The sequence below is a fragment of the Humibacillus xanthopallidus genome (assembly GCF_006717145.1).
In the GTDB taxonomy this organism is placed as follows: domain Bacteria; phylum Actinomycetota; class Actinomycetes; order Actinomycetales; family Dermatophilaceae; genus Humibacillus; species Humibacillus xanthopallidus.
In genome coordinates this window covers 1-16,975 of sequence record NZ_VFQF01000003.1, presented here as the reverse complement: position 1 = coordinate 16,975, position 16,975 = coordinate 1, and the positions used below count along the sequence as shown (strand labels likewise).

The window sequence follows — 16,975 nt, the reverse complement described above, 5'->3', positions numbered from 1 at the left end:
GCAGGGCCCCGAAGCGACCTAGGCTCGGTGGAGGCCTTGACCCCGGGCGCCGATCTGACAGCACCGGGTCACGATGGTTGACTGACCGCGCCGTCCTGAGCGTCATGAGCAGGAGCGACTCCCAGAACCCAGAGGATCCCATGAGCAGCACCGTGCACTCCGTCGAGGTGGGCCTGGCCAGCGATGTCGGGCGGGTGCGTCAGCACAACGAGGACAGCGCCGCCGTCGTCGGCACCGTCTACGTCGTGGCAGACGGGATGGGCGGCCATGCCGCGGGCGAGGTGGCGAGCCGGATCGCGGTCGACGCGCTCGTCGAGCTCGCCGACCGCGACGTCCTCGAGGTGCGAGACATAGAAGCCCAGGTCGAGGAGGCAAACCGCCGCATCGTCGCATCCGCCGAGCGGCACCCCGAGCAGACCGGGATGGGCACGACCGTCGCGGGCCTGGCCGTCGTGTCGGTCGACGGCTCGCGTCACTGGGCCGTCTTCAACCTCGGCGACTCCCGGGTCTACCGGAGCATCGACGGCGAGCTGAGCCAGGTCACGGCCGACCACTCGGAGGTGTGGGAGCTCGTCGAGCGCGGCCTCATCACGCCCGAGCAGGCCGCCCGGCACCCCGCCCGCAACATCGTCACCCGGTCGCTGGGGCGTGAGCCGATGGCGACGGTCGACACCTGGGTCCTCCCGCCCCACCCGGGCGAAACCTTCGTCATCTGCTCCGACGGGCTGTCCAACGAGCTGTCCCGCGAGCGCATCGAGCAGATCATCGCCGAGCACGCGCACGCCGACGCCGCTGCCCACGCCCTCGTGAAGGCCGCCGTCGACGCAGGGGGTCGAGACAACGTGACCGCCGTCGTCGTGCGGTCACCGGGCGACCTCGACGAGGACACCACCGCCGCGAGCAGCTGAACGACGCCCCGCCTGACGCGGAGCAGGTGAGGGTGGTCGTCCCGGACGGGACGGCCACCCTTTCTGCGTCACCGACCGCCCCGGACGCTACGAATTGGCGTCAAGTGCCACTCAGGCCGTAGATTCTTCTGTAGGAGTACATCCGCACGCTCAAAGTTCCTGAAGGAGGACGACGCGATGGGCATCTTCCCGACCGTCTCGGTCCGCACCACCACCCCCGGCCTGCGCGAGGCGCTCGCGCACCGCGGCTGCGTCGTCACCGACGCGCCCGAGCTCGCCGACGTGCTGGTCGAGGCCGGCCAGGCTGCCGAGACCAACCGCGACGGCATCACCGTGTCGTCCGGGTCTGGCAGCGATGGCGAGCCCGCCGAGGACCTCTTCGCCCGCGTCGACCGCGCGCTGCTGACCCCGGCCAGCCCGTCCGAGGGCCTCGTCGTCACCGGCAGCGCGACCGGCCGCTCCGTCACCCTCCCCTTCGCCCCGACGGCGGACGACGCCTCGGCCCGCAGCTTCGCCGAGCTCGTGCACAACGCCGTCTGCCACGTCGCCGTGCGCCCCACCCGTCGCCAGGCCGTCACGGTGCACCCGCTCGTGCAGACCGCCGCCTGGGCCGACCTCAAGGCTGCGGTCACCGACCTGCGCGACCTGCAGATCGCGGACGGCTCCGTGCCCGAGCCGGGCGACCACGCCCGCGCCGCCGCCCTCGTCGGCCGCGTCGTCACCGGCATCGAGGCCCTCGCGCCCTCCCTGACGCACGACGCCGACTACCTCGAGGCGCTCGTCAAGGACTTCGGCCGCTGGGCCGACGGCGGCTTCGAGGTTCCTGACTTCTACGACTCCATCGTCGCCTTCGCGCCGGCCCAGCACCGCGTCGACGGCCTGCCGCACCTCGTCGTCTTCCCGATGTACACCCAGAACGGCAACCCGAACCGTCAGGTCGAGGCCGTCCTCCTCGAGGTGATCTGGCCCGAGTTCATCGCCGACCTCGAGGCGGGCGACTACTCCAACAAGCTCTTCCTGCCGATCCGCTTCCTCGACTTCACGGCGGGCTACGACACGAACTCCGCGGTCCTCTTCCCCGAGACGGTGGCCATGCGCGAGGTGCCGGCCTTCACGTGGGGCGGCATCTTCGCCGACCGCGAGGCGGCCCGCTTCCGTCGTGTCGTCACCGAGGCCGCCGCCGTGACGCGCCTGACGCTGCCGCCGGACGCCGCGCGCCTCATCGCCGACCAGGAGCTCGCCGAGCGCACGTTCGTCATGTGGGACCTCATCCACGACCGCACCCACATGCACGGCGACCTGCCCTTCGACCCGTTCATGATCAAGCAGCGCATGCCGTACTTCCTCTACTCCCTCGAAGAGCTGCGCTGCGACCTCACGGCCTTCCGTGAGGCGGTCGCGCTCGAGGCCGACGGGCACCCCTACGCCCGGTCGGTGCAGTATGCCGTCCTCTTCGACCGCATCTTCCGCTTCGCGATCACGGGCGACCGCACCCGCAACTACGACGGTCTGGGCGGCCAGCTGCTCTTCGCGTGGCTGCACCAGCGCGGCGTGCTGCACTGGACCGACAACCGCCTCTCGATCGACTGGGCCGACGTGGCTGAGCCGGTGCTCGAGCTCGGTCGCGCCGTCGAGGAGCTCTACTGGCGCTCCATCGACCGGCCCAAGATGGCGCACTGGCTCGCTGCCTACGCGCTCATCTCCTCGGTCCTCACACCGCACCCGCTCTCGGCGTGGGCCCGCAACCAGGCCGGTGACCTCTCCGCCCTGCCGCTCGACGGCCCGCCCAAGGGTCTGACCGACGCCGTCCTGCCCGACGAGTTCCCGCTCTCGATGTTCTATGAAGCCCTCTCGAAGAAGATGAAGGGCGTCATCGAGTCGACCGCCGGCATCACCGCCGCGTCCGCATGAGCAGGTATGCCGTCCGGCCAGGTCAGCGCGTCGTCGTCGTGACGGGCGCGACCGGGGCCACCGGACGCGCGACCTGCGCAGCCCTGCTCGCCCACGGCGAGCGGGTCGTCGCGGTGGGCCGTGACCCCGAGTCGCTGCGCGAGCTCTCCGAGGCGCTGACCGGCGGACCCGACGCAGACGGCGACGCAGCCGACCGCCTCGACGCGCGGGTCTGCGACCTGCTCGACGGCGACGCGGTGCGCGCGCTCGCCGAGGAGGTCGTGACGGCATACGGCAGCGTCGACGGCCTCTTCCACCTCGTGGGCGGCTGGCGCGGCGGCACGAGCTTCACGGCATCGACCGACGACGACTGGCGCTGGCTGTCGGGCAACCTCGTCGACACGCTGCGCCACGCGACGCTCGCCCTGCACGACGCGCTGCTCGCCAGCGGGCACGGCCGGGTCGCGATCATCAGTGCGGCAGCGGCGGCGACGCCGGCCGCGGGCAACGCCGCCTACGCGAGCGCCAAGGCGGCCGCCGAGACGTGGCTGCGGTCGATGGCGGACTCGTTCGCCGGCGACGACGCGACCCCCGGCTCGGCGGCGGTCATCGGTGTGGTGAAGTGGATCGGCAGCGGCCGCACGGCGACCGCGCCGGCCGAGGTGGCAGACTGGCTCGTCGGGCTGCTCGACACCGATGCAGCGCCCCTCAACGGCGCACGCATCGACCTCTGACCCGATCGACAGAGCGCACGTCCCCATCGAAAGAGCACTCCGTGGCCGGGGTCTCGTCCGAAAGAGCAACCCGCCCGGATTCCCCCGCAACCCGTGATCAGCCGACCGAGAGACCGAGTGAGGACATCGTGACCAGGCTCCACGACCCCCAGTGGCGCGGCTTCGCGTCCGACAACTACGCCGGGCTGCACCCCGAGGTGCTCGCCGCGCTGGCCGATGCCAACGGCGGCCACGAGGTCGCCTACGGTGCCGACGCCTACACGGAACGGCTCCAGGAGGTCATCGCCGGTCACGTCGGGGCGGGCGCGGTCACCTGGCCGGTCTTCAACGGCACAGGCGCCAACGTCGTCGCGCTGCAGGCCCTGCTGCCGCGCTGGGGGGCCGTCGTCTGCTCCGAGACCGCCCACATCAACACCGACGAGGGGGGCGCGCCCGAGCGGATGGGCAGCATCAAGCTGCTCACCGTGCCGACGCCCGACGGCAAGCTCACCCCCGAGCTCATCGACCGGCAGGCCTGGGGCTTCGGCGACGAGCACCGCGCCCAGCCGCTCGTCGTGTCGATCACCCAGACGACCGAGCTCGGCACCTGCTACACCCCCGACGAGGTGCGCGCGATCAGCGACCACGCCCACTCGCTGGGCATGCGCGTCCACCTCGACGGAGCCCGCATCTCCAACGCCGCCGCGACCCTCGGCACCGACCTGTCCGCCTTCACGGGTGACGCCGGCGTCGACGTGCTCAGCCTCGGCGGCACGAAGAACGGCGCGCTCGCCGCAGAGGCCGTCGTGGTCGTCAACCCCGAGCTCGCCGCCGACCCGTCGCTCGGCCTCGTGCACGTGCGCAAGCTGTCGATGCAGCTGGCCTCCAAGATGCGCTTCACGTCCGCGCAGCTGCTCGCGCTCTACGGCACCGACCTGTGGCTGCGCTCGGCCGGCCACGCCAACGCCATGGCGGCTCGGCTCGCGGCAGGGGTCGGGGGTCTCGACGGGGTGCGCATCACGCAGGCCGTGGAGGCCAACGCCGTGTTCGCCGTGCTCGACCGCGGGGTGGCCGACGCCCTGCGCGAGAGCTTCCGCTTCTACGACTGGAACCCGGCCACCGGTGAGGTCCGCTGGATGTGCTCGTGGGACACGACCGAGGCCGACGTCGACGCCTTCGTCGCCGAGCTCCGGCGCCTCCTCGAGGCCACGTCCTGAGCCCGACGGCTCGGGCCTGACGTCACGGACGGCGGGATGACCGACTACGCCGCGGTGCGCCGCGCCTACGACACCGTCGCCGAGGACTACGCCGAGCGGCTGCCCGACACGCGTGCCGAGGCCACGCTCGACCTCGCGATGGTCGACGCCTTCGTCGCCGCGGTGCTGGCTGAGGTGAGCGACGCGGCCGCCGCTCCGGTGCTCGACGCCGGGTGCGGGGCGGGTCGGATGAGCGGCTACGTCGCTGCCCGCGGCGCGTCGGTATGCGGCGTGGACCTCTCCCCGGGGATGGTGGCCATGGCGCGCCGCGACCACCCCGACCTCCGCTTCGCCGTCGGCTCGCTCGACGAGCTGCCTTGCGGTGACGGCGAGTTCGCGGGCGTCATGCTGTGGTACTCGATCATCCACACGCCGCCGTCAGGTCTCGACCGCGTGCTCGCCGAGGCGGTGCGGGTGCTGCGCCCCGGAGGGCATCTGCTCGTCGGCTTCCAGTCGGGCACCGGCGTGCGTGACGTCGGTCCCGCCTACCGACGACTGGGCCACGACATCCGCCTCGAGCGCCACCTCTACACCGCTGATGACGTCGCCGGCCGGCTGGCCGCCGCCGGCGCCCACGAGGTGGCGCGGCTCGTGAGACGCGCCAAGGCCGACGAGCGCGACGACCAGGCCGTCGTCCTCGCCCGCCGCGCCTGAGACGCAGCCCGCCACAGACCGCGCCAGGGCGCGGGGCGAGCCGGACGGCACACCCGGGTGCACGCCTGCGACAGGTGCGCACCCGGGTGCCGAGGCTCAGGCCGGGGCGCTGGTGAAGCGGAGGTAGGGCGTGACCTCGTCGACGGCGTCGTCACCGAAGCGCTCGCGTGCGTCAGCCGTCGACACGGTCGGCGCGACGATGACCTTCTGGCCCGTGCGCCAGTCGGCGGGCGTGGAGAAGGGGCCGCTGTCGGTCAGCTGGAGGGCGTCGACGGCGCGAAGGATCTCGTCGAAGTTGCGGCCGACGCTCTTGGGGTAGGTGAGCGACAGGCGGACCTTGTTGGCCGGGTCGATGATGAAGACCGACCGCACGCCCGAGGTGTCGCCCTCGCCGGGGTGGATCATGTCGTAGGCCTCGGAGACCTGGCGCGAGTCGTCGGCGATGATCGGGTAGCCGACGGTCGCGCCGCCGACCTGCTCGATGTCGCCCTTCCACTTCTCGTGGTCCTCGAGGGGGTCGACCGAGACGGCGAGCACCTTGACGCCGCGCGCGGCCCACTCGTCCTCGAGCGCGGCGACGCGGCCGAGCTCGGTCGTGCAGACCGGCGTGAAGTCGGCAGGGTGGCTGAAGAGCACGGCCCAGCTGCCGGCCTTCCAGTCGTGGAAGCTGATCGGGCCCTCGGTCGTCGTGGCCTCGAAGTCGGGGGCGATCTCGCCCAGTCGCGGTGTTGCCATGGCTCGTCCTCTCACGGTCGGGCGCACGTCACGCCCCGGCAGGCGCTCATTCTCGCGACAAGACCATGCATCGCGTTATGGGTGTCCAAATGTTGTGATGCTCGAGGCGGTTCGTGCGGGCGACGGGTGCCCTGTGCGGCGGGACGGTGCCGCCGGTGCGAGCTCCCAGCGGACGCCCAGACTGCCGACAGAGACTCGAGAGGTCCGAGCGCGCCGCCGGCGCTGACCAGGAGGAGCCCTTCGTGAGTGGCCTGATCGACACCGTGACCCGTGAGGTGCTGAGCGCCCCGACGTGGCTGGTGCTCCTCGTCGTCGGAGGGATCGTCTTCCTCGAGGACGCCGTCTTCGTCGGCTTCGTCGTGCCCGGAGAGACGGTCGCCCTCCTCGGCGGGGTGGCCGCCTCGCTCGGCCACGTGCCGCTACCGGTCGTGCTCGTCGTCGTGGTCGTCGCGGCGATCGTCGGCGACAGCGTCGGCTTCGAGGTCGGGCGCCACCTCGGGGGGCGGGTCGTGCAGCTGCGCGCGTTCGACCGGCACCGGTCCCGCATCGACCAGGCCCAGGACTTCCTCGGCCGTCGCGGCGGGTCGGCCGTCTTCCTCGGTCGCTGGACCGCGTTCCTGCGTGCGGTCATGCCGGCGCTCGCGGGCATGTCGAAGATGCACTACCCGACCTTCCTCGCCTGGAACGCCGCTGGCGGCATCGCGTGGGGCAGCGTCGTCGTGACGGCGGGCTACCTCGCCGGCCGGTCCTACGCGCGGGTCGAGACGTGGCTCGGACGCGGCGCCGCGGTCGCGGTCGCCGTGATCGCCGTCGTCGCGCTCGTCGTCTGGCAGGTGCGGCGCCACCGCAGCGAGGCCGAGGGCGCCGAGGGTGCCGAGGGCGAGCGCGGCGGGCCCCGCGAGCCCGCCTCCGAGACCTCGCCGATCGCCTGAGCCCGCGCCGACCCTCGCGGTTACGTCACGATTGCGCGCTCGGCGTCCCCTTTCGTCCCGACGCACCCCGCGCTCGTGTCATGCTCCCGGGCGTGACCGTCGACCTGCCCCCGCCCAGCGGGGCCCCGCAACCCACGCCCGGCCAGCAGCCGGGACCCAATCCCGAGGCCGACGCGGTGCCGCCGCCGATCATGCCGCCGCCGATCATGCCGCCGCCGTATGCCGGCCAGCAGCCTCACCCCGACCACCCCGGCTTCCCGGGCCAGCCGGGCTTCCCTGGCCAGCAGGGTCAGTTCGGCCAGCCCGCCCAGTTCGGCCAGCCGGCTCCGTTCGGCCAGCCGGCTCCGTTCGGCCAGCCGGCTCCGTTCGGCCAGCCCGGCCAGCCCGGCCTGCCGTTCGCGCCGACGGGACCCGCGGGCCGCAACGCCCTGGCTGTCGCGGCCCTCTGCTGCGGCATCGCCGCCGTCATCCCCCTCGTCGGGGTGGTCGCGATCGTCCTCGGCGTCGTCGCCCTACACCAGCTGCGCGGCGGCTTTCAGCGCGGCCGCGGGATGGCGATCACCGGGATCGTCCTCGGGGCTCTCGGCACGCTCGCCTGGACGGCCTTCATCGTCATCGCGATCGCCTCGGGAGTGACGGCCGAGCCGGAGCGCAGCGCGTCGGGGCAGGTCACCGGCCAGTCGCAGGTCTTCGTCGACAAGCTCAAGGCGGGCGACTGCTTCTCCGGTGGCAAGAAGGACCAGATCGACCTCGTCACCGCGATCCCGTGCACCTCCCCGCACGAGAGCCAGGTGGTGACCATCGTGCAGCTGCCCGACGGGCCCTACCCGGGCGAGGACAAGGTGACGTCGCAGGCCGAGCAGGACTGCACCGACAAGGCCGACCCGCTGCTGACCGACAAGGCCTACGACGAGCTCGACCCGTCCTACATCTATCCCGACGCCGACACGTGGCGCGGTGACCGGTCCGTGCTCTGCCTCGTCGAGGCTCCGACCGGCACGACCACCGGCTCGGCCCTCAAGTAACTCTGCTCGACCCGGCCCGAGCGCAAAGACACCGAGCAGTCGTCAGCCCCACGCGGCATACCGCGTTGGGTTGACGACTGCTCGGTGTGTCGGGTCACGTTTGCACCTCCGCACGTATCTGCTGCGATCCAGCCACGTCTGTGGGGGGTGAGCCCTAAACTGACCGTTTCGGAGAGGGGCGTGGCATGGGCGACCCGGAGAGCCTCACGGCACTCGTCGCTGCCGCGTCCGACGGCGATGCCGAGGCGTGGAACGCCATCGTCGTCCGCTTCTCGTCCCTGCTGTGGAGCGTGGCCCGGTCACACCGGCTCCGGCAGGAGGACGCCGCCGACGTCGTGCAGAACACCTGGCTACGTCTCGTCGACCACCTGGACGGCATCCGCGAGCCCGAGGCTCTCGCCGGCTGGCTCGCGACGACGGCCCGCTACGAGTCGCTCTCGAAGCTGCGCCGCACCGGTCGTGAGGTGCCGGTCCGACACGATGACCTGGGGGTCGACTTCGCCGATGCCGAGGCCGCCGAGCTCGACACCGCGCTGCTCGACGACGAGCGCGACGCGGAGCTGTGGACCTGCTTCGCTCAGCTCTCTGAGCAGTGCCAGCGCCTGCTTCGAGCCCTCATGGCGGTCGACCGCCCCAACTACCGCGCGGTCGGTGAGGCCCTCGGCATGCCGATCGGCTCGATCGGCCCGACCCGGATGCGTTGCCTCGACCGGCTTCGCTCCCTCGTGGGCGACTCCGGCTACACCTTCGACTCCAGGGGGCGGTCATGATGCCTGCCGATGAGCTCGACGCGCAGGACGCCGCCCTGCTGGAGCGGCTGGGGGCCATCGCCCGAACCGTCGATCCCGTGCCCGAGCACGTCGTCGAGCTCGGCAAGGCGGCCTTCGGCTTCCGCGACCCGGACCACGAGCTCATGCAGCTGGTCTCGAGACCCGTCGACGCAGGCCTCGTCCGGTCGTCGTCGGCGACGAGCCACCTGCACTTCTTCGAGCACGGTGACGTGGCCCTCGACCTCGAGGTGACCGTTCGCGGGGGTCTCGCGTCGGTCGTTGGCGTCATCGGAGTGACCGGGGCCGCCGCAGCCACCGAGTCAGCCGGAGTCACCGGCACGTCGGGACTCGAAGGACTCGCCGTCACGGTCGAGACCACCGACTCCTCGAGCGCGCCGGAGGTGCTCGAGGGCCGCTTCACCGTCGCCCGCCTGCCCGTGGGGCTCGTGCGGATCGTGGTCCGACGCGACGACGGTCCGGGGCTGTCGACCGGGTGGTTCGACATCGGCTGAGCCCGAGGTGCCCGCCCACCTCCCCGGCAGGGAAAGGTAGGCCGCGTGGCCGGCCGAGCGGCATACGCGCTGGGGTGACCCCAGGGGGTATGTGGCTTGGCCGGCTGAGCGGCATACCGGCTGGGTCAGGCGCCCCACGTCGTGAACGATGCTGCCGTCGCGGCCTGAAGGGGGTCGTCGTCGGCGGCACGCCGAGCAGCGAGCAGGCCTTCGGCGAGGGTGGCGCCCGCAGCAGCGCTCTCGTGGACCCGGGTCATGACTGCAAGCGTCGCGAAGTCGTTGACCGGCACGACGCTCGCCATCACCTCGCTCGTGCCCATGCCGAGCAGGCTCGACACGAGACCCAGGGCCTCGTAGGCGCCGATGGGCGCGACCCCGCCCGAGTCGCAGGCCGACAGGACGAGCGATCGCGGCGGCCGGCGCAGCCCGTGGAGGTCGTGCACGGTGAGCGGTCCGTCGGCGAGCGTCAGCGTCGAGAAGAGCGGCGCGTCGGCGCGGAAGTGGCCGTGCGCGGCGACGTGGCCGAGGGCGGCGCCGTCGAGCACCGCCACGGCGGCGGCGACCGTGGCCCGGTCGGAGGAGAGCACGCGGGCTCCGTCGTGGAAGGCGTGCAGGGTCGACACCTCGGCCTCGCGCGACGTGAGTCCCGGACCGGTGACCAGGGCGACGTGTCCGGCCCTGGCTGAGTCCGACGCGCTCGAGCGGAGCCGGCGCGCGCGCAACCACTGCGTCGTCGACGGTGCGACGGTCACGACCGCGTCGCGAAGGAGCGGGAGCAGCCCCCACGGTGCGGTGAGCAGGTGGGCGGGGGGCACGATGACGACGTGGCGGGGCCGCCCGGTCCCGTCGCCGGCAAGCCGTCTCACGGCGGCCGGCGGCCGCTCGCCCAGAAGAGCGTCCTGCAGCAGGCGGCCCTGCCGTGCAAGGTCCACCTGCCGTCCGTGAGCGGCCCGACGCAGGGCGAAGCGTGCGAACTCCGCCTCGCGATGGGCGACGGCCAGCGGTCCCACGGGGCTGTGGACGACCCGGCCGCCGGTGGTGGTGAGCAGGTGGAGCGTGTCGCGGTCGTTGACGAGGTAGAGCAGGATGCCGCCTCCCTCGCGGGCATCGAGCCCGTCGAGTTCGTCGGCCTCGCGGGGCGCGTCGAGCTCGGCCAGCTCGCTGAGGACCGCAGGCAGGTCGGGGCCGTGCAGGGGTGGGTCGCCCGAGGCACCCGGACCGACGGCGCGAAGGTGTCGGTACCGCTGGCGGATCGAGGTCTCGAGGCGATCGCGCTCCTGGACCAGCGCGGGCGCACCCGGGCCGGGGTCGCTCGCCGACTCGAGCCGGCGAGCCACGTCGCGCAGGGCGGCGAGCTCGTGCGCGAGCGCAGCGTCCGACGGCTGGCGGACCGAGCCGTCGAGGGCGGCCGCCCGCCAGCGTTCCGTCCACCAGAGCAGCTGCCGCGGGCCTGCACCCCGGACCGCGTCGGCGACGGCCAGGCGCGTGAACTCGATGCCGTGACCGCTCGCGAGGGCGCGCAGCTCGATGTCACCGAGGATGCTCCGGTGCTCGTCGACTGCGTCGAGCCCGTGGCGACACGCGAGGTAGAGGGAGCGGCGGTCGCCGCGCTGCTGCGCGAGCAGCGCCTGGGCGAGCCAGCCGGCGGCCCGTGCGAGAGGCGGACCGGCGTGTCGGGTGGAGGCCGCCGCGGCGAGGCTGCGCCGGGTGTCGTCGGCCTGCCCCGCGTCCTGGGCGATGCGACCGTGGAGCAGGAGGGCCACGGGCAGCTCGGGCGCGGCGTGGTGGCGCATCGACTCCACGAGGGCGCTCGCGTCCTGCAGCATCCGTCTCGCCCGCGCCGCCCTGCCCTCGGTCGAGCGGGCGGGCGGGTCCAGCCAGTCGACCATCCACGGCAGCAGGTCGGGATGCTCGGCGAGGTACTGCGCCCGCAGCCTCAGCAGGCGCGCCCGGTCGCCCCACCCCACCCGCAGCTGGGCGTCGAAGAGCCGGATCGCCTCGGTGGCGCTCGCCTCCGCCGCCTCGGCGTCGCCCTGGGCGAGGGCGGCGTGGGCGAGGGTGAGGAGCAGCTCGGCCCGCCGGATCGGTGCCCTCTCGGTGCTCCCGAGTGTGCTGGTGCACAGCTCGCGGGCATCGTCGATGAGCCCGGCGGTGAGCAGTACCTGGGTGCGCTCGATGATGAGGTCGTGACGGACGTTGCCGAGAGCGCTGTAGCGCTCGGCGGCCCGGTCGAGCAGCGTCAGCGCGGCGGGGATGTCTCCGCGCAGGTGGGCGGCGAGGCCCTGGTTGTGGACCGCCTGCACGGCCTCGAACTCCTGCCCCACGCTCGTCAGGAGCCGCTCGGCGAGGACGGCGTCGGCCTCCGCCGCATCGACGTTGCCGAGGGCGAGGTGCACGTCGCAGCGGGTGTTGAGCGAGCGTCCTTCCCACAGCGTGTCCCCCAGCGCGTGGCTTCCGGCGATCGCCTGCGCGAGCTGCTCCAGCGCCTCGATGTTGCGGGCGAGCATGTGGAGCACGTGGGCCCGACGGTGGAGCAGTCTCGGCAGCTTGCTCGCCGGGGTGAGGGGCACGGCCTCGTCGAAGCGCCGCAGCCCGTCGGCCGTCCGGCCGGCGAAGGCCAGCACGATGCCGAGCGTGGCGAGCACGTCGCCCTGGCGCTCGGCGTCGACGCGGCGCGCGAGGCGCAGCGCCGTGAAGCCGTGCGTCACGGCCTCGTCGGACTCACCCCGGTCGCGGTGGACGATTGCCGCGGCCTGGTGGGCGATCGACAGCTCCGTCGGATCGGACGAATGGGCGAATATCAGCGATGCGCCCGCGAGGGCCTCGGACGGTTGGGATAGTGCCAGAGGGAGCAGGGACTCGACCGGGCCGGGACCAGGGACCGGACTGCCGCCGCGGGCGGGGGCTCGCCGACGGGCCGCAGAGGTCGGAGTATCACGACCGCGCGACGCCGCGTCTGGCTTCATGACCCAACCACGACCTTCTGGAGGTGGACATGTCCAAGTCCGATTATCGCAGCCGGGGCGTCCCGGACGACCCGCATCGTCGATGGTGGCGCCCATCGATACCCAACGACGTCCAACGTGCTCGCTACGCGGACCAGGTGCAGATGATCATCGACGGCCTGAGCCTGGAGCTCACCGCTCTGCGGGGAGATGAGTCGAACCCGGTGCTGGTGACGGCCTACCCGGACCCGAACGACCTTGCCGGGGCGGACTTCCTCTATCGCACCGACACCATCCTCGTGCGCGGGGAGGATCTGACTGAGGTCCTCGGGCTCCTCGGCCTCAGTGCGGAACCGCTCGCCTCACGACTTCCTCGCTCCGTTGAATGGCTCACCGTCGTGGCACTGCCGCCGGAGCAACGGTGGACGGAGGCCGACGACAGGCTGACCGCGGCGGAGTCGGCTCTCGTGCACATCGAGCGGGAGCTCGGCCCGGGCAGGGCCAGCTTCGACCGCGTCGTGCACCTGACGTCGAACAGCGGGTGCCCGGCGACGGAGCCGGTCCCCGCGACCGGCGGCCCCGACCCGTCCGTCAACGCGGACCCCACCCTCGGCGCCGGCGTGACCGTGGCCGTCATCGACTCGGGCTGGTCGAGCGAGGACCACGTGCCGGTCGAGTTCCCAGCGCTGCACTGGCTCCGCGGGGTGTCCGGTGACGCCGAGCCGGAGGCACCGGCCGGCGACCCCGCCGCGCAGATGCGGATCGGTCACTACCGCGGTCACGGCATGTTCGTCGCGGGTGTCATCCGTGCCATGGCTCCGGCCGCAGACGTGTTCGTCCACTCGTGGGGGCCCACGACGTACGGCACCATCGAGAGCGAGCTGGCACCGATCCTGCAGGACGTCCTCGACACGGACCCGGACATCATCAGCATGTCGGCAGGGACGGGTCTCTCCCCGGCCGACGGCTCACCGCGCCCGGATGGCGACCTCCAGCGGGCCGCCGGCGCCGCCGAGCAGGCGGCCATGAGTCTCGACGCCTTCGGGGACGTGCTGCGCCCCACGAAGACCCTGCTCGTCTGCGCTGCGGGCAACGACGGCAACCAGGGTCCGTTCACTCCGGCGAGCAGCTCGTGGTCCCGGCCCGACGAGCCGCCGATCAAGGTCGCGGTCGGTGGCCTGAAGAAGGACGGCAGGCTGGCCAAGTGGAGCAACCGCGGGACGTGGGTCGACGTCTACGCGCGCGGGGCCAAGCTCGTCAACGCCTACCCGAACGGCGAGTACACCTATCTCGAGACGAAGCCCAAGGGAACCACGGTGACGTTCACCCACCGGCTGGCCACGTGGAGCGGCACGTCGTTCTCGACCCCGCTGGTCGCCGGCCTCATCGCCGCCCGGCTCTCCTGGCGCGACGATCCCGTCTGGACGGCGCGGGACGCCTGGGTCGCCCTGCGCGCCAAGGCGGCCGCGAACGCCCCGTTCGGCCTGGCGACCCTCGAGCCCGGGGACGCCGACCGGCCCTAGCCGACACCCCCGCCGTACGCGTGAGGCCCCCTTCCGTCGGGAAGGGGGCCTCACGGCATACCGACGTTCGTCAGTGCATGACCGGGAAGGTCAGCGCTCCTCGGTGCCCGCGATGAAGGCCTCGAGCTTGGCGCGGCCGAGGTCGTCGGGCCGCTGCTCCGGCGGGGACTTCATGAGGTAGGACGAGGCGGACAGCAGGGCGCCGCCGATGCCGCGGTCCTTGGCGATCTTCGCTGCACGGATGGCGTCGATGATGATGCCGGCCGAGTTGGGGGAGTCCCAGACCTCGAGCTTGTACTCGAGGTTCAGCGGCACGTCGCCGAAGGCGCGACCCTCGAGGCGCACGTAGGCCCACTTGCGGTCGTCGAGCCACGCGACGTAGTCGGACGGGCCGATGTGGACGTTCTTGCTGTCGACGAGGCCGGAGAGCGGTCCCGTCAGGTTCGACGTGACGGCCTGCGTCTTGGAGACCTTCTTGGACTCGAGGCGCTCGCGCTCGAGCATGTTCTTGAAGTCCATGTTGCCGCCGACGTTGAGCTGGTACGTCCGGTCGAGCACGACGCCGCGGTCCTCGAAGAGCTTGGCCATGACGCGGTGCGTGATCGTCGCGCCGACCTGGCTCTTGATGTCGTCGCCGATGATCGGCACGCCGGCGGCCTCGAACTTCGCGGCCCACTCGGGGTCGGAGGCGATGAAGACCGGCAGGGCGTTGACGAAGGCGACCTTCGCGTCGATGGCGCACTGGGCGTAGAACTTGTCGGCCTGCTCGGAGCCCACCGGGAGGTAGGAGACGAGGACGTCGACCTTGCGGTCCTTGAGGACCTGCACGACGTCGACCGGCTCGGCGGCCGACTCGTCGATCGTCAGGCGGTAGTACTTGCCGAGGCCGTCGAGCGTGTGGCCGCGCTGGACCTCGACGCCCGTGGTGGGCACGTCGGCGATCTTGATCGTGTTGTTCTCGGAGGCGTTGATGGCCTCGGAGAGGTCCTTGCCGACCTTCTTGTCGTCGACGTCGAACGCGGCGACGAACTCGACGTCAGAGACGTGGTAGTCGCCGAACTTGACGTGCATGAGGCCGGGGACGCCGGTGGTGGCATCGGCGTCCTTGTAGTACTCGACGCCCTGCACGAGCGAGCTCGCGCAGTTGCCGACGCCGACGATGGCGACGCGTACGGATCCCATGGATCACTCCTTGTTGGTGGTGGTGGTGCCGTTGATGGCGTTGGTGGTGCCGCTGTTGGTGCCGTTGTGGGCGCTGGTGGTTGCGCTCGTGGTGTCGTCGTATGCCGTGGGGCCCGGGTCGAGGGCCGCGCGGCGCTCGGCGACGATGAGCTCCTCGAGCCAGCGCACCTCGCGCTCGGCCGCGTCCTCACCGTGCTGCTGGAGGGCGAGGGTGTAGCCGTCCATGCGCTCGCGGTTGCGCGCCGAGGCGTCGCGGATGTTGGCGAGGCGTTCCTCGAGCCGCGAGCGGCGCCCCTCGAGGATGCGCAGGCGGACCTGCGCCTCCGTGCGGGAGAAGAAGGCGAAGCGCACGTCGAAGTCGTCGTCGTCCCAGGCGTCGGGTCCGCTGGCGGCGACGAGGTCCTGGAAGTGCTCCTTGCCGTCGGCCGTCAGCTCGTAGGTGATGCGGGGCCGCTTGCCGCCGGTCGCGGCCGGCTCCTGGGTCTCGTGGATCCAGCCGGCGTCGACGAGCCGCTTGAGCGCGGGGTAGAGCGAGCCGTAGGACAGGGCCCGGAAGATGCCGAGCGCGGTGGTGAGCCGCTTGCGCAGCTCGTAGCCGTGCAGCGGTCCGTCGTGGAGCAGGCCGAGCACCGCGAACTCGAGCAGCGCAGCACGGCGGCTCTGGGGTCGGTCGGTCTTCGGCACGTCTTCACCCTACACCGCGATGTATCGCTGCGATACATCGCGGTTCCACTGACCGCCGAGTGCTCTGTCATCGTCGCGTCAGGAATTCGTCATGTCCGCAGGATCTTTCGTCGGAAACATCCGCAGATGTCGGATCGATGGCGGCCAGGGGGCGATGAGCCTGCATCTTTTCCCCACCCGACCCGCCTGGAACGGCGCATACTCAAGAATCTTCGGGGAGGGGATTGCCATGAGCACTGTCATGGTCGTAGACGATGAGGAACGCATACGCAGCCTGTTGAGCCGATCACTGTCGTCAGAGGGGCACACGGTGATCACGGCGTCGAGTGGGTCTGGAGCACTGGCGCTGATGGACACGGCGAGCGTCGATCTCGTCCTGCTCGATCTGCTCATGCCAGGCGGCAACGGGATGATGGTCCTGTCGGCTCTGGGTCAGCGCCATGAGCGCCCAGCGGTCATCGTCCTCTCCGGCGTGACGGACGTCGGAGCCCGGGTCCAGGCCTTCGAGCGCGGGGCGGTCGACGTCATCGCCAAGCCCTTCACGCTCGCTGAGCTGCTCGCCCGCGTTCGTCGGAGCCTCCCGTCGGGCGCTCCGGGGCGCGACGACCGCTACGTCACGGTGGGCGGGCTCCGACTCGACCTCGACCGGCGTCGGGCCCGGCTGGACGGACTCGACGTGTCGCTGACGGAGCGGGAGTTCATGCTCCTCGCGCACCTCATGCAACGAGCCGGCGCGGTCTGCCGCAGGGAAGAGCTGCTGCACGACGTGTGGGGCCTCGACTTCGACCCCGGCAGCAACCTCGTCGAGGTCTGCGTGGGTCGCCTGCGAGCCAAGCTCGGGCCGGCGGCGCCGATCGAGACGGTTCGACGTGTCGGGTACTGCCTGCTCGAGGAGTGACCGGTGAGGAACCCGCTGCTCTGGGTGTGGGGGGCCGTGGCGACGGTTGCCTGCGGCCTCATGTGGCTGCTCCCCGGTAGTGAGACGGTTCCCTACCACGTGGCATGGGCGACCTTCGCCCTGTGCTACGGGCTCGAGCCGTGGCGCCCTGTCGTGACGGCAACGGGCCTCGTCCTCTACACGGTCGTCAGTGGCGCCATCCTCGTCGACCGGGTCGTCGACGGGACCATCGACTGGCAGGAGACGGCCGAGATCCCCCTCATGTCGCTGCTCATCGCGCTCATGGTGTGGCACGTGCAGCGTCGCCAGCGACTCCTCGCCGAGGTGACCCGGCTTGCCGACCGCGAG

General features: G+C 71.9%; 16 protein-coding genes. 12 read left to right on the top strand and 4 right to left on the bottom strand.

Features of this window, described 5'->3' with window-relative positions; translation table 11 throughout:
- The first annotated feature begins 140 nt into the window (after nt 1–140).
- The 5 genes from FHX52_RS18095 (at nt 141) to FHX52_RS18075 (ending at nt 5,421) form a co-directional block, all read left to right on the top strand.
- A complete protein-coding gene (locus FHX52_RS18095; protein WP_141823801.1) occupies nt 141–908 on the top strand; it encodes a PP2C family protein-serine/threonine phosphatase in 768 nt (255 codons plus the stop codon).
- A 549-nt stretch (nt 909–1,457) separates the two neighbouring features.
- Nucleotides 1,458–2,819 carry a DUF6421 family protein gene (locus FHX52_RS18090; protein ID WP_425460125.1) on the top strand — a complete coding sequence of 454 codons (1,362 nt, stop codon included), beginning with the start codon at nt 1,458–1,460 and terminating at the stop codon, nt 2,817–2,819.
- The gene (locus tag FHX52_RS18085; RefSeq protein WP_141823800.1) at nt 2,816–3,532 is read left to right on the top strand and encodes an SDR family oxidoreductase; all 717 of its coding nucleotides are present in this window, start codon (nt 2,816–2,818) and stop codon (nt 3,530–3,532) included. Before FHX52_RS18090 ends, FHX52_RS18085 begins: the two co-directional genes overlap by 4 nt.
- Before the next feature lie 128 nt (nt 3,533–3,660).
- Nucleotides 3,661–4,728, top strand: a complete 1,068-nt coding sequence (locus FHX52_RS18080) for a threonine aldolase family protein (protein ID WP_141823799.1) — start codon at nt 3,661–3,663, stop codon at nt 4,726–4,728.
- Nucleotides 4,729–4,764: 36 nt separating this feature from the next.
- Nucleotides 4,765–5,421, top strand: a complete 657-nt coding sequence (locus FHX52_RS18075; protein ID WP_141823798.1) for a class I SAM-dependent methyltransferase — start codon at nt 4,765–4,767, stop codon at nt 5,419–5,421.
- A gap of 96 nt (nt 5,422–5,517) precedes the next feature.
- On the opposite strand, the gene FHX52_RS18070 is transcribed toward FHX52_RS18075, so the two are convergent.
- Nucleotides 5,518–6,156, bottom strand: a complete 639-nt coding sequence (locus FHX52_RS18070; protein ID WP_141823797.1) for a peroxiredoxin — start codon at nt 6,154–6,156, stop codon at nt 5,518–5,520.
- 242 nt (nt 6,157–6,398) lie between these two features.
- Here FHX52_RS18070 and FHX52_RS18065 point away from each other — a divergent pair, with 242 nt between their 5' ends.
- From FHX52_RS18065 to FHX52_RS18050, 4 genes are all read left to right on the top strand, one after another.
- Nucleotides 6,399–7,088 (top strand): DedA family protein, encoded by a 690-nt coding sequence (locus FHX52_RS18065; RefSeq protein WP_185747375.1) that lies wholly within the window; start codon nt 6,399–6,401, stop codon nt 7,086–7,088.
- 92 nt (nt 7,089–7,180) lie between these two features.
- Entirely contained in the window at nt 7,181–8,113 is a 933-nt protein-coding gene (locus FHX52_RS18060; RefSeq protein WP_185747374.1) for a DUF4190 domain-containing protein, read from the top strand.
- 185 nt (nt 8,114–8,298) lie between these two features.
- Complete coding sequence (locus FHX52_RS18055; RefSeq protein ID WP_141823795.1) at nt 8,299–8,883, top strand: RNA polymerase sigma factor; 585 nt, start codon at nt 8,299–8,301, stop codon at nt 8,881–8,883.
- Nucleotides 8,880–9,395 carry a carboxypeptidase regulatory-like domain-containing protein gene (locus tag FHX52_RS18050; RefSeq protein ID WP_246070216.1) on the top strand — a complete coding sequence of 172 codons (516 nt, stop codon included), beginning with the start codon at nt 8,880–8,882 and terminating at the stop codon, nt 9,393–9,395. The genes FHX52_RS18055 and FHX52_RS18050 overlap by 4 nt, the downstream gene beginning before the upstream one ends.
- A gap of 125 nt (nt 9,396–9,520) precedes the next feature.
- On the opposite strand, the gene FHX52_RS18045 is transcribed toward FHX52_RS18050, so the two are convergent.
- The gene (locus FHX52_RS18045; RefSeq protein ID WP_246070214.1) at nt 9,521–12,103 is read right to left on the bottom strand and encodes a CHAT domain-containing protein; all 2,583 of its coding nucleotides are present in this window, start codon (nt 12,101–12,103) and stop codon (nt 9,521–9,523) included.
- A gap of 401 nt (nt 12,104–12,504) precedes the next feature.
- Here FHX52_RS18045 and FHX52_RS18040 point away from each other — a divergent pair, with 401 nt between their 5' ends.
- Nucleotides 12,505–13,863, top strand: a complete 1,359-nt coding sequence (locus FHX52_RS18040) for a S8 family peptidase (RefSeq protein WP_246070362.1) — start codon at nt 12,505–12,507, stop codon at nt 13,861–13,863.
- A 90-nt stretch (nt 13,864–13,953) separates the two neighbouring features.
- Here FHX52_RS18040 and FHX52_RS18035 read toward each other — a convergent pair whose 3' ends face one another.
- Both FHX52_RS18035 and FHX52_RS18030 read right to left on the bottom strand, forming a co-directional pair.
- Nucleotides 13,954–15,045 carry an inositol-3-phosphate synthase gene (locus tag FHX52_RS18035; RefSeq protein WP_141823792.1) on the bottom strand — a complete coding sequence of 364 codons (1,092 nt, stop codon included), beginning with the start codon at nt 15,043–15,045 and terminating at the stop codon, nt 13,954–13,956.
- A 3-nt stretch (nt 15,046–15,048) separates the two neighbouring features.
- Nucleotides 15,049–15,729, bottom strand: a complete 681-nt coding sequence (locus tag FHX52_RS18030; RefSeq protein WP_246070212.1) for a PadR family transcriptional regulator — start codon at nt 15,727–15,729, stop codon at nt 15,049–15,051.
- A gap of 91 nt (nt 15,730–15,820) precedes the next feature.
- Between FHX52_RS18030 and FHX52_RS18025 the strand changes: the two genes are divergently transcribed.
- Together FHX52_RS18025 and FHX52_RS18020 are read left to right on the top strand one after the other, a co-directional pair.
- Entirely contained in the window at nt 15,821–16,627 is an 807-nt protein-coding gene (locus tag FHX52_RS18025) for a response regulator transcription factor (RefSeq protein ID WP_141823791.1), read from the top strand.
- 3 nt (nt 16,628–16,630) lie between these two features.
- Nucleotides 16,631–16,975, top strand: a 345-nt coding sequence (locus tag FHX52_RS18020; protein ID WP_141823790.1) for a hypothetical protein, incomplete at its 3' end; no start/stop codon positions are given.